The 17,398-nt window shown below is 57.4% G+C and carries 16 protein-coding genes; 14 read left to right on the forward strand and 2 right to left on the reverse strand.

Annotated elements, in window-relative coordinates; translation table 11 throughout:
* Nucleotides 1-3: 3 nt before the first annotated feature.
* The 10 genes from rplO to bfr all read left to right on the forward strand — a co-directional run bounded on the left by rplO (nucleotide 4) and on the right by bfr (nucleotide 7,212).
* Nucleotides 4-441 carry a 50S ribosomal protein L15 gene (gene rplO, locus J3P94_RS03755; RefSeq protein WP_003186032.1) on the forward strand — a complete coding sequence of 146 codons (438 nt, stop codon included), beginning with the start codon at nucleotides 4-6 and terminating at the stop codon, nucleotides 439-441.
* Nucleotides 442-1,770, forward strand: a complete 1,329-nt coding sequence (secY, locus tag J3P94_RS03760) for a preprotein translocase subunit SecY (protein ID WP_018612224.1) — start codon at nucleotides 442-444, stop codon at nucleotides 1,768-1,770.
* 30 nt (nucleotides 1,771-1,800) lie between these two features.
* On the forward strand, nucleotides 1,801-1,917 hold the full coding sequence (gene rpmJ / locus J3P94_RS03765) for a 50S ribosomal protein L36 (protein WP_002555468.1): 117 nt from the start codon (nucleotides 1,801-1,803) through the stop codon (nucleotides 1,915-1,917).
* Between the two features lie 130 nt (nucleotides 1,918-2,047).
* On the forward strand, nucleotides 2,048-2,404 hold the full coding sequence (gene rpsM / locus J3P94_RS03770; protein ID WP_009045849.1) for a 30S ribosomal protein S13: 357 nt from the start codon (nucleotides 2,048-2,050) through the stop codon (nucleotides 2,402-2,404).
* A gap of 30 nt (nucleotides 2,405-2,434) precedes the next feature.
* Complete coding sequence (rpsK, locus tag J3P94_RS03775; RefSeq protein WP_002555466.1) at nucleotides 2,435-2,824, forward strand: 30S ribosomal protein S11; 390 nt, start codon at nucleotides 2,435-2,437, stop codon at nucleotides 2,822-2,824.
* 18 nt (nucleotides 2,825-2,842) lie between these two features.
* Nucleotides 2,843-3,463, forward strand: a complete 621-nt coding sequence (gene rpsD, locus J3P94_RS03780) for a 30S ribosomal protein S4 (protein ID WP_003176404.1) — start codon at nucleotides 2,843-2,845, stop codon at nucleotides 3,461-3,463.
* A gap of 22 nt (nucleotides 3,464-3,485) precedes the next feature.
* Nucleotides 3,486-4,487 (forward strand): DNA-directed RNA polymerase subunit alpha, encoded by a 1,002-nt coding sequence (locus J3P94_RS03785; RefSeq protein ID WP_003186012.1) that lies wholly within the window; start codon nucleotides 3,486-3,488, stop codon nucleotides 4,485-4,487.
* Between the two features lie 42 nt (nucleotides 4,488-4,529).
* Nucleotides 4,530-4,916, forward strand: a complete 387-nt coding sequence (gene rplQ, locus J3P94_RS03790; RefSeq protein WP_003176402.1) for a 50S ribosomal protein L17 — start codon at nucleotides 4,530-4,532, stop codon at nucleotides 4,914-4,916.
* 224 nt (nucleotides 4,917-5,140) lie between these two features.
* Nucleotides 5,141-6,589: a catalase gene (locus J3P94_RS03795; RefSeq protein WP_434571476.1), complete on the forward strand. Its 1,449-nt coding sequence runs from the start codon at nucleotides 5,141-5,143 to the stop codon at nucleotides 6,587-6,589.
* A 158-nt stretch (nucleotides 6,590-6,747) separates the two neighbouring features.
* Nucleotides 6,748-7,212 carry a bacterioferritin gene (gene bfr / locus J3P94_RS03800; RefSeq protein ID WP_024778335.1) on the forward strand — a complete coding sequence of 155 codons (465 nt, stop codon included), beginning with the start codon at nucleotides 6,748-6,750 and terminating at the stop codon, nucleotides 7,210-7,212.
* 70 nt (nucleotides 7,213-7,282) lie between these two features.
* Here bfr and uvrA read toward each other — a convergent pair whose 3' ends face one another.
* Nucleotides 7,283-10,117, reverse strand: coding sequence for an excinuclease ABC subunit UvrA (uvrA, locus tag J3P94_RS03805; RefSeq protein WP_434571478.1), 2,835 nt, complete (start codon nucleotides 10,115-10,117; stop codon nucleotides 7,283-7,285).
* A 168-nt stretch (nucleotides 10,118-10,285) separates the two neighbouring features.
* Between uvrA and J3P94_RS03810 the strand changes: the two genes are divergently transcribed.
* The gene (locus tag J3P94_RS03810; protein WP_434571479.1) at nucleotides 10,286-11,683 is read left to right on the forward strand and encodes an MFS transporter; all 1,398 of its coding nucleotides are present in this window, start codon (nucleotides 10,286-10,288) and stop codon (nucleotides 11,681-11,683) included.
* A gap of 9 nt (nucleotides 11,684-11,692) precedes the next feature.
* On the forward strand, nucleotides 11,693-12,208 hold the full coding sequence (locus J3P94_RS03815) for a single-stranded DNA-binding protein (RefSeq protein ID WP_024778338.1): 516 nt from the start codon (nucleotides 11,693-11,695) through the stop codon (nucleotides 12,206-12,208).
* Nucleotides 12,209-12,379: 171 nt separating this feature from the next.
* On the opposite strand, the gene J3P94_RS03820 is transcribed toward J3P94_RS03815, so the two are convergent.
* Complete coding sequence (locus J3P94_RS03820) at nucleotides 12,380-13,447, reverse strand: LacI family DNA-binding transcriptional regulator (RefSeq protein WP_434571481.1); 1,068 nt, start codon at nucleotides 13,445-13,447, stop codon at nucleotides 12,380-12,382.
* Between the two features lie 212 nt (nucleotides 13,448-13,659).
* Here J3P94_RS03820 and J3P94_RS03825 point away from each other — a divergent pair, with 212 nt between their 5' ends.
* Complete coding sequence (locus J3P94_RS03825) at nucleotides 13,660-14,976, forward strand: MFS transporter (protein WP_434571483.1); 1,317 nt, start codon at nucleotides 13,660-13,662, stop codon at nucleotides 14,974-14,976.
* On the forward strand, nucleotides 14,973-17,360 hold the full coding sequence (locus J3P94_RS03830) for a TIM-barrel domain-containing protein (protein WP_434571485.1): 2,388 nt from the start codon (nucleotides 14,973-14,975) through the stop codon (nucleotides 17,358-17,360). The genes J3P94_RS03825 and J3P94_RS03830 overlap by 4 nt, the downstream gene beginning before the upstream one ends.
* The last annotated feature ends 38 nt before the right edge of the window (nucleotides 17,361-17,398 follow it).

Genomic DNA, 17,398 nt, shown 5'->3' on the forward strand with positions numbered 1-17,398 from the left:
TCGATGAAACTCAATGATCTGAGTCCAGCGCCGGGTTCCCGTCGCGAAAAGCATCGTCCGGGCCGTGGTATCGGTAGTGGTTTGGGCAAGACCGGTGGCCGTGGCCACAAGGGTCAGACCTCCCGCTCCGGTGGCACCATTGCTCCAGGCTTTGAAGGCGGTCAACAGCCGCTGCATCGTCGCCTGCCGAAGTTCGGTTTCGTTTCCCTGAAAGCCATGGACCGCGCAGAAGTGCGTCTGTCCGAGCTGGCCAAGGTGGATGGCGACATCGTCACCGTGCAGTCCCTGAAGGATGCCAACGTGATCAACCAGAACGTACAGCGTGTGAAAATCATGCTGTCGGGCGAAGTTGCTCGTGCTGTCACCATCGGAAAGGGAATCGGCGCCACCAAAGGTGCGCGTGCGGCTATCGAAGCAGCTGGCGGCAAGTTCGAGGAATAAATGGCTAAGCAAGGTGCTCTCTCTGCGCTCGGCAAAGGCGGTATGTCTGAACTCTGGGCTCGTCTGCGTTTTCTGTTCCTGGCGATTATCGTCTACCGAATAGGCGCACACATCCCGGTTCCAGGTATCAACCCGGACCGACTCGCGGACCTGTTTCGACAGAATGAGGGGACCATTCTTAGCTTGTTCAACATGTTTTCCGGCGGCGCGCTGGAGCGGATGAGCATCTTTGCACTGGGGATCATGCCGTACATTTCGGCATCGATCATCATGCAGCTGATGTCCGCTGTCAGTCCGCAGCTGGAGCAGTTGAAGAAGGAAGGTGAAGCTGGCCGTCGCAAGATCAGCCAGTACACCCGCTACCTCACTGTCGTCCTCGCTCTCGTCCAGGCTGTTGGCATGTCCATCGGTCTGGCGGGGCAGGGCGTAGCGTTCACTGGTGACTTTGGCTTCCATTTCGTCGCGGTAACCACTTTTGTGGCGGGTGCGATGTTCATGATGTGGCTGGGTGAGCAGATTACTGAGCGTGGTGTTGGCAACGGTATCTCGATGTTGATCTTCGCAGGTATCGTCGCCGGTCTTCCGAGAGCGATCGGGCAGTCTTTCGAGTCTGCGCGTCAGGGTGATATCAACATCTTCGCCCTGGTTGCCATCGGTTTGCTGGCAGTAGCGATTATCGGTTTCGTGGTGTTCATTGAGCGTGGCCAGCGTCGTATCGCTGTTCACTACGCCAAGCGTCAGCAGGGCCGCAAGGTATTTGCTGCGCAGACCAGCCACTTGCCGTTGAAGGTGAACATGGCCGGCGTTATCCCGGCCATTTTCGCGAGCAGCATCTTGCTGTTCCCGGCTTCGTTGGGTGCCTGGTTCGGCCAGTCTGAAGGTATGGGCTGGTTGCAGGACATCTCGCAGTCGATCGCTCCTGGTCAGCCGTTGAATATTCTGCTGTTTAGTGCAGGGATTATTTTCTTCTGCTTCTTCTATACGGCGTTGATGTTCAATCCGAAAGACGTAGCGGAAAACCTGAAGAAGTCCGGTGCCTTTATTCCGGGTATCCGTCCGGGCGAGCAGTCGGCGCGCTACATTGATGGCGTTCTGACGCGTTTGACCTTGTTCGGTGCTCTTTACATGACGGCCGTGTGCTTGCTTCCCCAGTTCCTGGTGGTTGCGGCAAACGTTCCGTTCTACCTTGGCGGGACCTCGTTGCTGATCGTGGTCGTGGTTGTGATGGACTTCATGTCCCAAGTACAATCGCACCTCGTTTCGCACCAGTACGAATCCCTGATGAAGAAAGCCAACCTGAAGGGCTACGGCAGCGGCATGTTGCGCTGAGTAGCGTCCATAAGGTTCGAGGAGTTGGTGATGAAAGTTCGTGCATCGGTGAAAAAGCTGTGCCGTAACTGCAAGATTATTCGCCGCGAAGGTGTTGTTCGGGTAATTTGCAGCGCGGAACCGCGTCACAAACAGCGCCAAGGCTGAGTGTGATTGTGCTTTAAGCCCGGCAGCTAGTGCGCTGCCGGGTTGATTATTTGTTATTACAGCGATATTATCTCGCGCCCTATTTCTTGGCTTCCGGGGCGTAGGTAGCTGTCAATTGGAGTCCCACTGAATGGCCCGTATTGCAGGCGTCAACATTCCAGATAACAAGCATACTGTTATCTCGCTGACCTACATCTATGGTGTTGGTCGCACTACTGCACAGAAAATTTGTGCAGAGACTGGGGTCAACCCAGCAGCAAAGATCAAGGATCTGAGCGACGAGCAAATTGAACAGCTGCGTGGCGAAGTGGCGAAGTTCACCACTGAAGGTGACCTGCGTCGCGAAATCAACATGAAAATCAAGCGCTTGATGGACCTCGGTTGCTATCGCGGTCTGCGTCATCGTCGTGGTCTGCCAGTACGCGGTCAGCGTACCAAGACCAACGCGCGTACCCGTAAAGGTCCGCGTAAGCCGATCCGCAAGTAATCGCCCCAGCGAATCGACAGGAATTTAATCATGGCAAAACCTGCTGCTCGTCCTCGTAAAAAAGTTAAAAAGACAGTGGTTGATGGCATCGCCCACATCCATGCATCTTTTAACAACACCATCGTGACCATTACCGACCGTCAAGGTAACGCTCTTTCCTGGGCTACCTCCGGTGGTTCGGGTTTCCGCGGTTCCCGCAAGTCCACCCCGTTCGCTGCTCAAGTAGCTGCTGAACGTGCTGGTCAAGCTGCGCTGGAATACGGCCTGAAAAACCTCGACGTCAACGTCAAAGGTCCAGGTCCAGGTCGTGAATCCGCAGTCCGCGCTTTGAACGGCTGTGGCTACAAGATCGCCAGCATCACCGACGTGACGCCAATCCCGCACAACGGGTGCCGTCCGCCGAAGAAGCGCCGCGTGTAATCCAGGAGATTGTAAAGAATGGCTCGTTACATTGGTCCAAAATGCAAACTCGCTCGTCGCGAAGGCACCGATCTCTTCCTGAAGAGCGGCGTGCGCGCGATCGAATCGAAGTGCAACATTGAAGCAGCACCTGGTATCCACGGCCAACGCCGCGGTCGCCAGTCCGATTACGGCACCCAACTGCGTGAAAAGCAGAAGGTCCGTCGTATCTACGGCGTTCTCGAGCGTCAATTCAGCGGCTACTACAAAGAAGCTGCTGGCAAGAAAGGCGCAACCGGCGAAAACCTGTTGCAGCTGCTCGAATGCCGTCTGGACAACGTTGTATACCGTATGGGTTTCGGTTCTACTCGTGCCGAATCCCGTCAGCTGGTATCGCACAAGTCGATCAGCGTTAACGGCCAGACCGTGAACGTTCCGTCCTACCAGGTTCGTGCTGGTGACGTGGTTGCTGTTCGCGAGAAAGCAAAAAACCAACTTCGCATTGTCCAAGCTCTCGATCTGTGTGCCCAACGTGGCCGCGTAGAATGGGTAGAAGTAGACACTGAGAAGAAGTCGGGCGTTTTCAAGAACGTTCCTGCTCGCAGTGATCTGTCCGCCGACATCAACGAAAGCCTGATTGTCGAGCTCTACTCCAAGTAAGGGCTAGAAAATAGGTGCATCCATGCAGATTTCGGTAAATGAGTTCCTGACACCCCGCCATATTGATGTGCAGGTTGTCAGTCCAACCCGCGCCAAGATCACACTCGAGCCTCTCGAGCGTGGTTTCGGCCACACCCTGGGCAACGCGCTGCGCCGCATCCTGTTGTCCTCAATGCCCGGCTGTGCAGTAGTCGAGGCCGAGATTGACGGTGTGCTCCACGAGTACAGCGCCATCGAAGGTGTACAGGAAGACGTAATTGAAATCCTGTTGAACCTTAAAGGTCTGGCTATCAAGCTGCACGGTCGTGACGAAGTTACGCTGACCTTGTCGAAGAAGGGTTCGGGGGTGGTTACCGCTGCCGATATTCAGCTGGATCATGATGTCGAGATCGTTAACCCCGATCACGTAATCGCTAACCTGGCGTCTAACGGCGCCCTGAACATGAAGCTCACCGTAGCTCGTGGTCGTGGTTATGAACCGGCAGACTCGCGTCAGAGCGATGAAGACGAAAGCCGCAGCATCGGTCGCTTGCAGCTTGACTCTTCGTTCAGCCCGGTTCGCCGTATCGCATACGTGGTGGAAAACGCCCGTGTCGAACAGCGTACCAACCTGGACAAGCTGGTTATTGATCTGGAAACCAACGGTACCCTGGATCCTGAAGAGGCTATCCGCCGCGCTGCAACCATCCTGCAACAGCAGTTGGCTGCGTTCGTCGACCTCAAGGGTGACAGTGAGCCAGTGGTTGTCGAGCAGGAAGACGAGATCGATCCGATCCTGCTTCGCCCGGTTGACGATCTGGAACTGACTGTACGTTCGGCTAACTGCCTTAAGGCGGAAAACATCTACTACATCGGTGACCTGATTCAGCGTACCGAAGTAGAGCTGTTGAAGACTCCGAACCTTGGCAAGAAATCCTTGACTGAAATCAAGGACGTTCTGGCCTCCCGCGGTCTGTCCCTCGGCATGCGCCTCGACAACTGGCCGCCTGCAAGTCTTAAGAAGGACGACAAGGCGACTGCCTGATCGTCGTAATCACCGAACGTTGTGTTTGGTAAGGAATGAACCATGCGTCATCGTAAAAGTGGTCGTCACCTGAGCCGCACCAGCTCGCACCGCAAGGCCATGTTCCAAAACATGGCGGTGTCGCTGTTCGAGCACGAGCTGATCAAAACTACACTGCCGAAAGCCAAAGAACTGCGCCGCGTTGCCGAGCCGCTGATCACTCTGGCCAAGACAGACAGCCTGGCTAACCGCCGCCTGGCTTTCGACCGTACCCGTTCGAAAGCTATCGTTGGTAAGCTCTTCAACGACCTGGGCAAGCGTTACGCTACCCGTGAGGGTGGCTACCTGCGCATCCTCAAGTGCGGTTTCCGCGCTGGCGACAACGCGCCTATGGCGTACGTCGAGTTGGTTGATCGTGCTACTGCCGGCGAAGCTGTAAGCGCCGAGTAAGACGACAGTCTGCAACGAAGAACCGGGCCTAGTGCCCGGTTTTTTGTGCTCGATTGAAAAGTGCTTTAGCCGTTTCGCCTGGCCTGGCTATTGGCAATCTTGCTTATTAGATAATGACTATCGAAGCCCATGATTTAATGAATTTGGATACTGTCACTAACATGATTAATACTCCTCACCAGCCGATTAGCCGGCAGTCCGAACCGACCTAGGAAGATTTGAGCATGAGCCAGACCAAAACGCTTACGACCGCCAGTGGCGCTCCTGTCGCCGATAACCAGAACTCTCGCTCCGCCGGCCCACGTGGCCCGCTGCTGCTCGACGATTTCCACCTGATCGAGAAGCTTGCTCATTTCAATCGCGAAAACATTCCAGAGCGTCGTGTGCACGCCAAGGGCTCGGGCGCTTACGGCACCTTCACCGTAACTCGCGACATCACTCAATACACCAGCGCCAAGTTGTTCGAGTCGGTCGGCAAGCAGACGCCGACTTTCCTGCGCTTCTCTACCGTGGGTGGCGAGCGCGGCTCCGCCGATACCGAGCGCGATCCACGCGGTTTCGCCCTGAAGTTCTACACCGAAGAAGGTAACTGGGACATCGTCGGCAACAACACACCGGTGTTTTTCATCCGCGACCCACTGAAGTTTCCAGACTTCATTCACACCCAGAAGCGCCTGCCACAAAGCAACCTCAAAAGTGCCCAGATGATGTGGGACTTCTGGTCGCACTCGCCCGAAGCGTTGCATCAGGTCACCATTCTGTTCTCTGACCGCGGTATTCCTGACGGCTACCGTCACATGCACGGTTTCGGCAGCCACACCTACAGCCTGATCAATGCCCTGGGTGAGCGTCACTGGGTGAAATGGCACTACAAGACCAAGCAGGGCATCAAGAACCTCGCGCCGGCCGACGCTGCACGCCTGGCGGGCACCGATCCGGATTATGCCCAGCGCGACCTGTTCAACGCGATCGAGCGCGGTGACTTCCCGAAATGGAGTGTCTGCATCCAGATCATGACCGAGGCACAGGCCGCGGCCCATTACGAAAACCCGTTCGATGTGACCAAGACCTGGTCGCAGAAAGAGTTTCCGCTAATCGAAGTCGGCGAGCTGGAGCTCAACCGTAACCCGCTGAACTACTTCGCCGAAGTGGAGCAAGCGGCATTCGGGCCTAGCAACATGGTGCCGGGTGTGGGTCTCTCGCCTGATCGCATGCTGCAGGGGCGTGTGTTTGCCTATGCTGATGCACACCGCTACCGCGTAGGTACCAACCATCAGCAGTTGCCGGTGAACGCGCCGCGCAGCCCGGTCAATACCTACCAGCGCGACGGCGCCATGGCGTTCGGCAGCAATGGCGGCGCGGCTCCGAACTATGAGCCAAACAGCTTCGTGGAGGCGCCGAAGCAGGCGCCACGTTATGCGGAGCCGGCACTGGCCCTCAGCGGTGCGGCGGATCGGTATGATCATCGCGAAGATACCGACTACTACAGCCATGCCGGTGCACTGTTCCGCTTGATGAACGATGAGCAGAAAGCGCTGTTGATCAGCAATATCGCCGGTGCGATGGCGGGGGTCTCGGCGGATGTTGTCGATCGCCAGCTGCAGCATTTCTTCAAGGCAGACGCTGCCTATGGAGAAGGTATCGCAAAAGCCTTGGGCGTACAGCTTAACTAAGTCTAAACGAGAAGCAGAACCGCCCTCATTTGGGCGGTTTTTGCGTTATTTACCCTGCTTTTCTCGGATTTTCTTCACTTTTATTGCGATAGGCGAGTGACCTTGCAGTCAGCTTGGTTCAAACTAGGGCCTTTCAAAGCTTGTGGAGATGTAGGGCGATGCAAGGTCACCCAGACGTAATCGATTACCTCAACACGTTGCTGACAGGCGAACTGGCAGCCCGTGATCAATATTTCATCCACTCGCGGATGTACGAGGATTGGGGTTTTACCGAGCTCTACGAACGTATCAACCATGAGATGGAAGAAGAGGCGCAGCACGCCGACGCCTTGATGCGCCGGATCCTGATGCTCGAAGGCACGCCACGCATGCGCCCGGACGACCTGGACATCGGTACCACCGTACCTGACATGCTCGCCGCCGACCTGCGTCTGGAATACAAAGTCCGTGCGGCGCTGTGCAAAGGCATCGAGCTGTGCGAACAGCACAACGACTACGTCACTCGCGAGATCCTGCGGGTGCAGCTCAACGATACTGAAGAAGACCACACTTACTGGCTTGAAAAGCAGTTGGGTCTGATCAAGTTGATCGGGCTGGAGAATTACCTGCAATCGCAGTTCTGATGTATTTATTGCGGGATAAAAAAGCCCCTGCCATCGATGAGATGACAGGGGCTTTTTCATGCCCGGTGTTTCAGTCCCGGTCACGCTCCAGCAACGGCTTGAGGTAATAGCCGGTGTGAGACTGCTTCATCTCTGCCACTTGCTCCGGCGTACCTACGGCGATGATCTGGCCGCCCTTGGAGCCGCCTTCCGGCCCGAGGTCTACCAGCCAGTCAGCCGTCTTGATCACATCCAGGTTGTGCTCGATGACCACAACGGTGTTGCCGTGGTCGCGAAGCCGATGCAATACATCGAGCAATTGCTGAATATCGGCGAAGTGCAGGCCTGTGGTCGGCTCGTCGAGGATATACAGGGTCTTGCCGGTATCGCGCTTGGACAGTTCACGGGACAGCTTGACCCGCTGCGCCTCGCCGCCGGACAAGGTCGTCGCCGACTGCCCGAGCTTGATGTACGAAAGCCCCACATCCATCAATGTCTGTAGCTTGCGCGCCAATGCCGGTACTGCGTCGAAGAACGCTCGGGCCTCCTCGATCGTCATTTCGAGGGTTTCGTGGATGTTCTTGCCCTTGTACTTGATCTCCAGCGTTTCACGGTTATAGCGCTTGCTCTTGCACACGTCGCACGGCACATAGATGTCGGGCAGGAAATGCATCTCCACCTTGATCAGGCCATCGCCCTGGCAGGCTTCGCAGCGCCCGCCCTTGACGTTGAACGAGAAGCGGCCCGGGCCGTAGCCCCGCGAGCGTGATTCAGGTACGCCGGCGAACAGTTCGCGGATCGGCGTGAACAACCCGGTATAGGTCGCCGGGTTGGAGCGTGGCGTCCTGCCGATCGGGCTCTGGTCGATGTCGACAACTTTATCCAGATGCTCCAGGCCCTTGATGCTGTCGTGCGCGGCGGCTTCCAGGGTGGTGGCACCGTTCAGCGCGGTGGCACTGAGGGGAAACAGCGTGTTGTTGATCAGCGTCGACTTGCCGGAGCCGGAAACACCGGTTACGCAGGTCAGCAGGCCGATCGGGATTTCCAGGTCGACGTTGCGCAGGTTGTTGCCGCGTGCGCCCTTGAGGGTCAACGACAGCTTTTTATTGCGTGGGGTACGCTTGGCCGGCACCTTGATCTTCACCCGGCCCGACAGGTATTTGCCGGTCAGCGAGTCGGGGTGCGCCATGACTTCGGCGGCGGTGCCCTGGGCGACGATGTGTCCGCCGTGCACGCCCGCGCCGGGGCCGATATCCACGACGTAATCGGCGAGGCGAATCGCGTCTTCATCGTGTTCGACCACGATCACCGTATTGCCGATATCGCGCAGGTGTTTCAGCGTGCCGAGCAACCGGTCGTTGTCCCGCTGGTGCAAGCCAATGGACGGTTCGTCGAGGATGTACATGACGCCCACGAGCCCGGCACCGATCTGGCTTGCCAGGCGAATACGCTGGGCCTCACCGCCGGACAGGGTATCCGCGCTGCGGTCGAGGGTCAGGTAGTCCAGGCCGACGTTCACCAGGAACTGCAAGCGTTCGCGGATCTCCTTGAGGATCTTGTCGGCGATTTCGCCACGACGGCCGGTGAGCTTCAAGCCGCCGAAATAGTCAGTGGCATCGCCGATCGGCAGGCTGGTCACCGCCGGCAGGGTTTTCTCACCCACCCACACGTGCCGCGCCTCCCGGCGCAAACGGGTGCCGCGGCAGTCCGGGCAGGGCTGGGTGCTGAGGAACTTGGCGAGTTCTTCGCGCACGCTGGCCGATTCGGTCTCGCGGTAACGCCGTTCCAGGTTGGGCACGATGCCTTCGAACGGGTGGGAGCGCTTGACGATATCACCACGGTCGTTCAGGTATTTGAAATCGACGTTCTGCGTGCCGCTGCCGTGCAGGATGAATTTCTGCTGGTCCGCAGGCAGCTCGTTGAATGGTTTGTCCAGGCTGAACTTGTAATGGGCCGCCAGCGACCCGAGCATCTGGAAGTAATAGACGTTGCGCCTGTCCCAGCCACGAATCGCGCCTTCGGCCAGGGTCAGCTCGCCGTTGACCAGCCGCTTGGTGTCGAAGAACTGCTTGACCCCCAGGCCGTCGCAGGTCGGGCAGGCGCCGGCCGGGTTGTTGAAGGAAAACAGCTTGGGTTCCAGCTCGCTGATGGCGTGGCCGCAGATCGGGCAGGCGAAGCGTGCCGAGAAGATAATCTCTTCACCGGGTTCGTCGTCCATCGGCGCCACCAGGGCGATGCCGTCGGCCAGCTTCAGCGCGGTCTCGAAGGATTCGGCCAGGCGCTGTTGCAGGTCGGCGCGGACCTTGAAGCGGTCTACCACCACATCGATCGAGTGCTTCTTCTGTTTATCCAGCTTCGGCAGTTCGTCGAGCTCACACAGCTTGCCGTTGACCCGGGCGCGTACGAAGCCCTGGGCGCGCAATTCTTCGAAGACCATCAGGTGTTCGCCCTTGCGCTCGCGAATCACCGGTGCGAGCAGCATCAGCTTGCTGCCTTCCGGCTGGGCGAGCACCAGGTCGACCATCTGGCTGACGGTCTGGGCTTCCAACGGGGTGTCGTGATCAGGGCAGCGGGGGATACCGACTCGCGCATACAGCAAGCGCAGGTAGTCGTAGATCTCGGTAATGGTGCCGACCGTCGACCGCGGGTTGTGGGACGTCGACTTCTGTTCGATGGAGATCGCTGGCGACAGGCCTTCGATGGTATCGACGTCGGGTTTTTCCATCATCGACAGGAACTGCCGGGCGTAGGCCGACAGCGATTCGACATAGCGGCGCTGGCCTTCGGCGTACAAGGTGTCGAAGGCCAGGGATGATTTGCCGGATCCGGACAGGCCGGTGATGACGATCAGCTTGTCCCGGGGCAGGGTCAGGTCGATGTTCTTCAGGTTGTGGGTACGGGCCCCACGAATCAGGATCTTGTCCAAAGTGGCCTCGCTCGGCGGGCGTCGAAAACGTAGGAGTATACGGGCAAATACTGGATGGATGCACACTATTGAAAGCCATACATGAAGACTGCGCGGCAAACGGTCGCCATATACCCCCTCAATCGATGGGACTGGTAGAATCCCCGCCGGTTCACACGAGGTTTTTCCATGCAAGATCCCCACACCGAACGCATGAGTAGCGGCGAGACCCGCGCGGCAGGCGGTCTGGCCCTGGTGTTCGCCTTCCGCATGCTCGGCATGTTCATGGTGTTGCCGGTACTGGCGACCTATGGCATGGACCTGGCGGGCGCGACCCCGGCCCTCATCGGGCTCGCCATCGGCGCCTACGGCCTGACCCAGGCGATTTTCCAGATTCCCTTCGGGATCATTTCCGACCGGATCGGCCGGCGCCCGGTGATTTACCTGGGGCTCATCGTGTTCGCCCTCGGCAGTGTGCTGGCGGCGAATGCCGATTCGATCTGGGGCGTGATCGCCGGACGGATCCTACAAGGAGCGGGTGCCATTTCCGCTGCCGTCATGGCGTTACTGTCGGACCTGACCCGCGAGCAACATCGCACAAAAGCCATGGCGATGATCGGCATGACGATTGGTCTGTCGTTCGCCGTCGCCATGGTTGTAGGACCGTTGTTGACCCGTGCCTTTGGGTTGTCGGGGTTGTTCCTGGCGACCGGTGCCATGGCACTGGTGGGCATCCTCATCGTCGCGTTGATCGTGCCGCGCTCCACCGGGCCATTACAGCACCGCGAATCCGGGGTGGCCCGCCAGGCGCTGGTGCCGACGCTCAAGCATCCTGACCTGCTGCGCCTGGACCTGGGCATCTTCGTGCTGCATGCCATGTTGATGTCCAGCTTCGTGGCCTTGCCGCTGGCGCTGGTGGAAAAGGCCGGCCTGCCCAAGGAGCAGCACTGGTGGGTCTATCTGACGGCACTGGTCATTTCGTTCTTCGCCATGATTCCGTTCATTATCTATGGCGAGAAGCGACGCAAAATGAAACGAGTTTTGCTCGGCGCCGTCGTGACGCTCATGCTCACTGAGCTATTCTTCTGGCAGTTCGGCGACAGCCTGCGCGCCCTGGTGATTGGCACGGTGGTGTTCTTCACCGCGTTCAACCTGTTGGAGGCGTCACTGCCGTCGCTGATCAGCAAGGTGTCACCGGCGGGCGGCAAGGGCACGGCGATGGGGGTTTATTCCACCAGCCAGTTCCTCGGTTCGGCATTGGGCGGGATCCTCGGCGGCTGGCTGTTCCAGCATGGCGGTTTGTCGGTTGTGTTCCTGGGATGTGCCGCGCTGGCTGCACTTTGGCTGGTTTTTGCTGTTACCATGCGCGAACCTCCGTATGTGACGAGCCTGCGCTTGCCGTTGTCGCCCGAAGCCATCCGCGAAGCAGGCCTGGCCGAGCGCCTCAGGGCCGTCGTTGGAGTAACCGATGCAGTGGTGGTCGCCGACGAGGCGGCCGTTTATATCAAACTGGACACCGAATTATTGGATCGTGCGACGCTTGAGCGCCTGGTGAACAACCCGGCCCCGGCAGCGTGCGAAGCCTAGGAGAACGTTATGGCCCGTGGGGTTAACAAAGTCATATTGGTCGGTACTTGCGGCCAGGATCCAGAAGTTCGCTACCTGCCTAACGGCAACGCCGTGACCAACCTGAGCCTGGCGACCAGCGAACAATGGACCGACAAGCAGACGGGCCAGAAGGTCGAGAAGACCGAATGGCACCGCGTGTCGATGTTCGGCAAAGTGGCGGAGATTGCCGGCGAATACCTGCGCAAGGGTTCGCAGGTCTACATCGAAGGCAAGCTGCAGACCCGCGAGTGGGAAAAAGACGGCATCAAGCGTTACACCACCGAAATCGTGGTCGACATGCAAGGCACCATGCAGTTGCTGGGTGGCCGTCCGCAAGGCGACCAGCAGCAGGGTGGCAACAACTACCAGCAGTCGGCTCCACGCCAGCAAGCCCCTCGTCCGCAATCGGCGCCACAGCCACAGCGCGAGCGCCCAGCTCCGCAACAGGCCGCACCGCAACCGGCGCCGGATTTCGACAGCTTTGATGACGATATTCCGTTCTGATCCGCAGTGGTTTCATTCGATGAGTCTCCTCATCCACTGAAACCTGAAAGCTCGATAAAGCCCTCTTCGCTGCAAAGCCTGGAGGGTTTTTTTCGCTCTGCGTAAGCCAAGGTGCCCCAGGGTGAATCACGGTGCTATTAGGCACGGATGACGGGTTATGCCGCGAATGGATCAGTCATAGATAATCTTCTGATAGACCGGCGTTTGCTTGGCGCTGTGCTTGATGCGCCGCACCGAACTGCCGGTGATCAGGTGTCCACCGAGAAGAAGATTGCTACAAGGCGATCGCGGTTCGAAAAGTTGCTGTCTCAAGACCCTTATCGCCTCTGCGCCCAGTTCATCGCGGGGCACGTGAAGCGTGGTAAGGGGTATATCGTTGATGTCCGCCAGGTTGAACCCGTCCATGCTCATCACTGAAACATCCTGAGGAACCCTCAAGCCGGCATCCTGCAGCGCTTTAACCGCGCCGGCTGCCATGAAGTCGCCCCCGGCCAGGATGGCAGTCGGTCGGTCGTCGGGGGCGCAGTTTTCCAGGTAGGCCGCTACCCGCGCTTCAGATTCAGCACTGCCGAAACCCTCGGCAACCATCAGGTGTTTTGTTTCGATGAATTCGAGATTTTGCTCCTTCCATGCATCACGAATTCCACGTATCCGCAAATCCATTGTGTACCGCCTGAGACACTGGAGGGTCAGTACATTTCGGTGCCCCATCTGAAACAGATAATTTATCGAATAATGACCGATCAAGAAGTGGTCGGGCGATATCGAGGGCAGGCGCATGCTGCGGTCAATGCAGTTGATCAGTACCGTCGGCTTGCTGAGGTCGGCCGCGAGTTGGTGTATGTGCGGATCATCAATGCCAATCAGGATCGCCGCACCGGTGTCCTTCTGATTCATCTTCTGTAAAAACAGCAATGCGTCGCTATCAACCTCTTCAAGCTCGCAATAGCGAACTCGAACATCATGCTGTGCGACCGCCTGCGTGATGCCCTGGATAACTTTGTAGTAGAAGATATCCGAGCGAACGTTGAAGGCCCGCGAGGGCGCGAAGATGGTCAGGCCGTTGAGCAGGAAACGGCCATTGGCGAGGTCTTCCATCACGCCCTGCTGACGAGCCGCGGCCAGCACTTTTTCTCTTGTAGCGGGGCGGGTATTGGATTTGCCAGCAAGTACCCGCGACACCGTCGCGATGGACAGGCCCGTCTGTGCCGCAATTTCAGCAATGCGTAACTTCCCCACCGCGGCTTATCCATTGAGACAATTTATGTAAAAGCTTTCATAGCAGAAAAGGGCCATCAATCCTAGCGTGCCTGGGTTTCTGTCGAGCCGCGTCGGATGTGGATGTAAATTTATACACGCCTGCTTCTGTACGGATCATGAGCAGTTGCCATAGCGTTCAAGCCTCAAATAAAAACAAAACGCCGGTAAATCCGGCGACAGGCGAAGAATTGATGACTATCGATATCGAACGCAATGCTCGACTTTCGGCCAAGCTAAAATTCATCCCGCATCTGCGTTGGTGGATGCTCTCGCTGTTTTTACTCGGCGTCACCGTCAACTACATAACCCGCAATTCATTGGGCATCCTGGCGCCGGAACTGAAAACCACGTTCAGCATGTCGACGGAACAGTACTCGTGGGTCGTCGCCTCGTTTCAACTTGCTTACACAGTTTTCCAACCCGTCTGCGGCTGGCTGATCGATGCGATCGGGCTCAAGCTCGGCTTCGTGATATGCGCCGTCGTATGGTCAGTGATGTGCCTTCTTCATGCCGGGGCAGCGAGTTGGGTACATCTGGCGATTCTGCGTTTTTTCATGGGCGCTTCGGAGGCAGCGGCTACACCCGCCAATGCCAAGGCGATAGGGGACTGGTTTCCCAAGAAAGAACGACCTATCGCTGCGGGATGGGCAGGGGTTGGTTTTTCTCTGGGGGCGATGCTCGCCCCTCCCATCATCTATCTGGCTCATGTAAGCCTGGGCTGGCAGGGCGCATTCCTGATTTCCGGCGGGATCGGCCTGATATGGGCCGCCGTCTGGGGATGGCTCTACCACGCTCCCACTATTCATCCGCGCTTATCGCCCGATGAGTTGAAGCATATCCAACAAGACGGCGAAAAAATCGGCCAGCAAATGCCTTTTTTCAAAGCATTGAAAAAGATTGGTCGGGACAAGCGATTTTACGGTATCGCGCTTCCCGCCTTCATGGCAGAGCCGGCATGGGCAGTCATGAGTTTCTGGGTGCCGCTGTATCTGGCCAACGAAAGAGGAATGGACCTCAAGCAAATCGTACTGTTTGCCTGGGTTCCGTTTCTGGCGGCGGACCTGGGCAGTATCGCCAGCGGTTATCTCTCACGCGCTTACCATCGGTTTTTCAAGTGCACCCGGGTGAACTCGATCATCGCCAGTTCAATCACCGGCGCGTTCCTGATGTTTTCGTTAGCTGTGATGACTCAGGTGAAAGACCCCTATGTTGCGATTGCGCTTATTTCCGTCGGCGGTTTTGGCCACCAGATTATTTCCTGCATGTTAAGCGCACTGGTCGTCGAAACGTTTAATCGGGATGAGTTGGCGACTGTGAACGGAATGCGAGGTTCATGCGCCTGGATTGCCAGCTTTATTTTCTCGCTGATCATCGGGGTCAGCGTGGACAAAATAGGATTCAACCCATTGTTCATTGCCATGGGGCTCTTTGACTTTATAGGTGCATTTTTCATGATTTTGTTTATCGCCGACAGAGTGTCCAAACCTGAAGCGGTGCGTGCCCAATGAAGTCACTTAAAGTCTGGAAATTACAGGCCCAGGAAAAGGGCTACATCGAGCTTCTGGTCGAGGGCCGACATCTCTTCAGGATTCATATCCTCGAAGACGGTTTGGCGCGTGTCCTGCTCATGCGTGCAGGCGCGTTGGCACTGGATCGGACCTGGAGCATCGCGCCCCGGGAGGATGTTGCCTGGGAGGGCCGGGCCCGCGAGTCGTTGGCGGATTTTTCTTTGCCCGCGTACCGGGTCGAAGAGTTTCAGGACCGGTTGGTACTCACGACCAGAAAACTCCGCATCACGGTGAATCGTCCGCTGTGGTTGCAATGGGAATACCATGATGGCCAGGACTGGAGGCCGTTGGTTTCGGATCGGCCCACCGGTGCCTATTCGCTTGATGCTCATGGTGACGGCCTGGAGCATTACCAGCTTCGCGCGCCGGAACATCGCTATTACGGGCTCGGCGAAAAAACCGGCGATTTGAATCGCGCCGGCAAACGCTTTGAAATGCGTAACCTGGATGCAATGGGATATGACGCTGCGAGCACTGACCCGCTGTACAAACATATCCCCTTCGTCATCACGCACCAGGAGGGGGCCAGTTTCGGGATGTTCTATGACAACCTGAACACCAGCCTGTTTGATCTGGGGAACGAGCTGGATAATTATCACCGACCCTACCGTCGGTACAAAGCGGATGCCGGTGACCTCGATTACTGGGTACTTGCAGGCCCGCGCATACTGGACGTGACGAAGGCTTTTGTTCGACTGACCGGACGCACCCTGTTTCTGCCTAAATGGAGCCTGGGCTACAGCGGCTCGACGATGCGCTACACCGATGCCGAAAATGCCCAGGAACAGTTGCTGGAGTTTCTTGATCTGTGCCGTCAGCACGATATTCCGTGTGACTCTTTTCAACTGTCATCCGGGTACACCTCCATTGGCGAAAAACGCTATGTATTCAACTGGAACCGTGAAAAGGTCCCAGACCCCAAGGCGCTTGCCCAGGCCTACCGTGATGCCGGCGTCAGGCTGGTTGCCAACATCAAGCCTTGTCTCTTGCAGGACCATCCGCGCTACGCCGAGGTAGCCAGGCGAAAGATGTTCATTGGAGACTCTGAACACGACATGCCAGAGCGCTCTGTCTTTTGGGACGATGAAGGCTCTCATCTGGACTTCACCAACCCGGACGCTGTCAGCTGGTGGCAGTCCAATGTCACAACACAGCTGTTGGAGCTGGGCATTGAATGCACGTGGAACGATAACAATGAGTTCGAGGTGTGGGACGGTGAGGCACGCTGCCACGGCTTCGGGCGCGAAATAGCAATCAAACATATCCGGCCTGTCATGGCATTGCTGATGATGAGAGCGTCTTTAGAGGCACAACAGCGGTTTTCGCCATCGGAACGGCCCTATCTCATCTCACGCTCAGGTTGCGCCGGCATGCAGCGCTACGTTCAGACCTGGAGCGGTGATAACCGAACCAACTGGAAAACCCTCCGCTACAACACCCGCATGGGCCTGGGCATGAGTCTGTCAGGGTTGTACAACGTCGGGCACGATGTAGGTGGGTTCTCGGGTAACAAGCCGGATCCGGAGCTGTTTGTCCGTTGGGTCCAGAATGGTGTGATGCATCCGCGCTTCACCATTCACTCCTGGAACGACGATGGCACCGTCAATGAGCCATGGATGCACCCAACGGTCACCGATGCGGTCCGTGACGCCATCGGGCTCCGATACAGTTTGATGCCTTACTTCTATACCTTGCTGTGGCAAGCCAGTAACGAAGATGAGCCCATCTTGCGACCTACGTTTCTTGACCACGAGCATGACCTTGAAACGTTCGAGGAAAACGACGAGTTCCTTCTTGGCCGAGACGTCCTCGTCGCCAGCGTGGTAGAGGAAGGCGCCCGCGAGCGCGAGGTGTGGTTACCCCTGAATGCGACGGGATGGTGCGACTGGCATACCGGTGACTGGTACGAAGGTGGCCAATCCGTTGTTCTGGATGCGCCTTTGGAACGTTTGCCCTTGTTGGTGAGAGGGGGCGCTGCGATACCGATCGGTGAATGCCACAAGCTTAACGATCCCTCTGTTGATCGGCGTCGCGAGCTGGTAATTTTTCCTGCGCCTTCAGGTGCCTCCAGCGGCGTGTTGTTTGAAGATGACGGCATCAGTCATGACTGGAAAAACGGCAACTGCGTCGTCATCAAATGGACCCTTGAATATGGCCTGGACTTCATTGATTTGACGATCACAAAAACGGGGGATTTTTGTCCGGCGTGGGAGCAGCTTGAAATGTCCTTGAAGGTCGAGGACACGCGAGCCTTGAGAATCAATGGCCATAGTGGCCGCGCTTTGAAGTTGGCCGACATTCCGGAGCATGGACAATTTCATTGATTCGCTGGTAGGTCTTGCCCTCCCACTACAGGAGGGCA

The organism is Pseudomonas sp. Z3-8 (genome assembly GCF_051131975.1).
In the GTDB taxonomy this organism is placed as follows: Bacteria; Pseudomonadota; Gammaproteobacteria; order Pseudomonadales; family Pseudomonadaceae; genus Aquipseudomonas.